This is a genomic window from Tersicoccus mangrovi (assembly GCF_036881825.1).
Classification (GTDB): domain Bacteria; phylum Actinomycetota; class Actinomycetes; order Actinomycetales; family Micrococcaceae; genus Tersicoccus; species Tersicoccus mangrovi.
Map to the genome: position 1 here is coordinate 1 of NZ_JBAJMW010000017.1, position 2,910 is coordinate 2,910.

Genomic DNA, 2,910 nt, shown 5'->3' on the forward strand with positions numbered 1-2,910 from the left:
ACCCCACACCGCCTGCGCCGACCAGCCACCCGCCTCCCGCGTCCCAACCCGCGTCGCCAACGTCATGACCTCCTACATCTAGGCGGCGCCCGTGGCGGCCCCGTCGTGGGGGCGGCCCGCTTCTCGGCGGGCTGAATCGGTGGTCGGACCTGCGGCGTGCTCGCGTGCCGCCCCGTCCGTCGAGCGGTGCCGGGTTCGGCCGACGACGGCGGTGCCCTCCACCCGCTCGTCCCGCACGACGCGGGTGTGCAGCCCGGCGGCGCGAAACAGGGCGGCGCTGGTGGGCGCCTGCCGCACGCTCGTCTCGACGATGACGGTGCCGCCGGGGGCGAGCCAGGGGCCGACCTCCGCAGCGATGCGGCGGTGGACGTCGAGGCCGTCGTCGCCGCCGTCGAGCGCCACCCGGTGCTCGTGGTCGCGGGCCTCGGGCGGCATCGAGCCGATCGCCGCGGTCGGCACGTAGGGGGCGTTGGCGACGACGACGTCGATCGTGCCGGCCAGGTCGGCGGGCAGCGCCGCGAACAGGTCGCCCTCGACGACCAGCGCGTCCGGGGCGTTGAGGCGGGCGCACGCGACGGCGTCGGGGTCGATGTCGGCGGCGATCAGCCGGGGCGGGGATGCGGCAGCCCGGGGCGAGGCAGCCGACCGGGCCGTGAGCCGGGCGGTGATCGCTCCGACGCCGCAGCACATCTCGAGCACCGTCACCGGGCGGGTGTGCACCGTGCGTTCCGCCCGTGCCAGGGCGGTCTCGGCGAGCCGGGCGAGCAGGAGCGTGCGGCGGCGGGGCACGAAAACGCCGGGACGCACCGCCACGCGCAGGTCCCCGAACTCGGCCCACCCGAGCAGGTGCTCGAGCGGTTCGCCGGCCACCCGGCGCCGGACCAGCTCCTCCCGCGCCGCCCCGTCCGGTGTGGCGGCCAGCAGCAGGTCGGCCTCCTCCTCGGCGAAGACGCAGCCGCTGCGACGCAGCCGGGCGACCACGTCCTCGCGGAGCGAGCCGGTGACGGCCTCGCTCACCGACGCCGGCCCGCGGCGACCCCGGGCAGCGCGAGGGCGGCCTGCGCCGCACGGTCCGTCCGGTCCGCGTAGCCACCGCCGAAGAGCACGGCGTGGACCATCAGCGGGTGGAGCTGGTGCAGCGGGATCCGCGCCCGCCAGCCGGGCCGGAGCGCGTGTACTTCCTCGTAGCCGGCGAGCACCTCGTCGTACCGCGGGCACCCGAAGAGGGCGAGGAAGGCCAGGTCCGTCTCCCGGTGGCCGCCGTGCGCGGCCGGGTCGATCAGGGTGACGCCGTCGGCCGTCCACAGGACGTTGCCGCTCCACAGGTCGCCGTGCAGGCGCGCGGGGGTGTCCCCGTCGTCGAAGTCGCCGTCGAGCAGGCGGTCGACGACGTCGCGGATGGCGGCGACGGTGCGGGGAGCGAACGCGTCGTGAGCGCGCGGGTGGTCCAGCAGCGGTTCGAGCCGGGCCCGGGCGAGGAAGGCGCCCCAGTTCTCCTCGGCCGCCGCGGGCATCGGCAGGGGGTCGTCCATGGGTCCGAAGAAGCCGTCGCCGTGCCACCCGGCGGGCGGGACGCCGAACGCCGCCGCCCCGGCGTCGTGCGTCGCGGCGAGGCCCCGGCCGAACTCGACCGCGGCCCGGGCGGTCGGCGCGACCTCGACCAGCCCGTCCAGGAGCAGGTGCTGCTCGTCCACCTCGAGGACCTCGACGGCGGGGACCCCGTGCGCGGCGGCCAGCCAGCGCAGGCCGGCGGCCTCGCACGCGAAGAACCCGCGGGGCGCGCCGGAGCGCTCTTTGCGGAAGGTGGGCACGCGCTCCAGCCTAGGTCCGGGCAGCGTCCGGGGGAACGGGGGAGGAGGGGCTGGAAGGTCTCGATTCGGTCGCGGCGGACGCCAGCCGGCCGGCGAGTTCACGCGCGCGCTCGAGCAGCTCCGGGGGTGAGAGCAACGTGAACGGCTCGCCGGTGCCGATCAACTGCGCGAGTGCCCAGTCCAGCGAGTCCGCCCCGACCTTGACCAGCGTGCTGCCGCCGTCCTCCGCCTCGACCTGTGCCACGAGGGGGCCGAGCAGCTCGGTGACCCGCTCGACCGGGGCGCCGATCCGCACGCACAGGTCGTACCGGTAGGGGGAGCGGGTGATGGTCTGCTGCACGTAGTCGGTCAGGTCCGCGGCCGGCAGTGGACGCGGCGCGAACCGGGCCCGCGGCGTCCCCGTGCGTTCGATCCGATCGACCCGGAAGGTGCGCCAGTCGTCCCGGTCCAGGTCGAAGCCGACGAGGTACCAGCGGCGTCCGGCGTCGATGAGGCGGTACGGCTCGACGAGCCGGCGGGTGGGGGTCTCGTCGCGGCCGACGTGGTCGAACGGCAGCACCCGCCGGTCGGTGATGGCGGTCGTGATCGCCGTCAGGACGGTCGCGTCGATGTGCGCCGACGGGCCGCCGAGGGCGGAGACGGAGTCCCGCAGCGACGCGAACCGGCCGCGCAGCCGGGGCGGGGCCACCTGCTGCAGCTTGGCCAGCGCCCGCACCGAGGCCTCACCGACACCCGCGACCGGGCTGATCGAGACGGCGTTGAGCCCGAGCGCGACGGCGAGGGCCTCGTCGTCGTCCAGCAGCAGGGGCGGCAGGTTCGCTCCCGCGCCGAGCTGGTAGCCGCCCGAGGCCCCGGGGGAGGAACGGATCGGGTAGCCGAGGGTGCGCAGCTTGTCGACGTCGCGCCGCACGGTGCGCTCGGTGACCTGCAGCCGATCCGCCAGGTCGGGCCCGGACCACTCGCGGCGCACCTGGAGCAGGGACAGCAGGGCCAGCAGGCGGGCGGACGTCTGGATCACTCCCCCAGCCTAGGTGTTGTGGGTCATGACGTTGCCGACGGTGGGGTGGGGGTGAGGAAACGGGCTCCTGGTCGGCACGAT

Annotated in this window: 3 protein-coding genes; all 3 read right to left on the minus strand. The window is 75.9% G+C overall.

Annotated elements, in window-relative coordinates; all coding sequences use genetic code 11:
• Positions 1-78 precede the first annotated feature (78 nt).
• The 3 genes from V6N00_RS17160 to V6N00_RS17170 are packed head-to-tail and all read right to left on the minus strand — an operon-like array spanning position 79 to position 2,829.
• Positions 79-1,017: a putative protein N(5)-glutamine methyltransferase gene (locus V6N00_RS17160; protein WP_334234318.1), complete on the minus strand. Its 939-nt coding sequence runs from the start codon at positions 1,015-1,017 to the stop codon at positions 79-81.
• Positions 1,014-1,811, minus strand: coding sequence for a fructosamine kinase family protein (locus V6N00_RS17165; RefSeq protein WP_334234321.1), 798 nt, complete (start codon positions 1,809-1,811; stop codon positions 1,014-1,016). The genes V6N00_RS17160 and V6N00_RS17165 overlap by 4 nt, the downstream gene beginning before the upstream one ends.
• 10 nt (positions 1,812-1,821) lie before the next feature.
• Entirely contained in the window at positions 1,822-2,829 is a 1,008-nt protein-coding gene (locus tag V6N00_RS17170; protein WP_334234322.1) for a helix-turn-helix transcriptional regulator, read from the minus strand.
• Positions 2,830-2,910 lie beyond the last annotated feature (81 nt).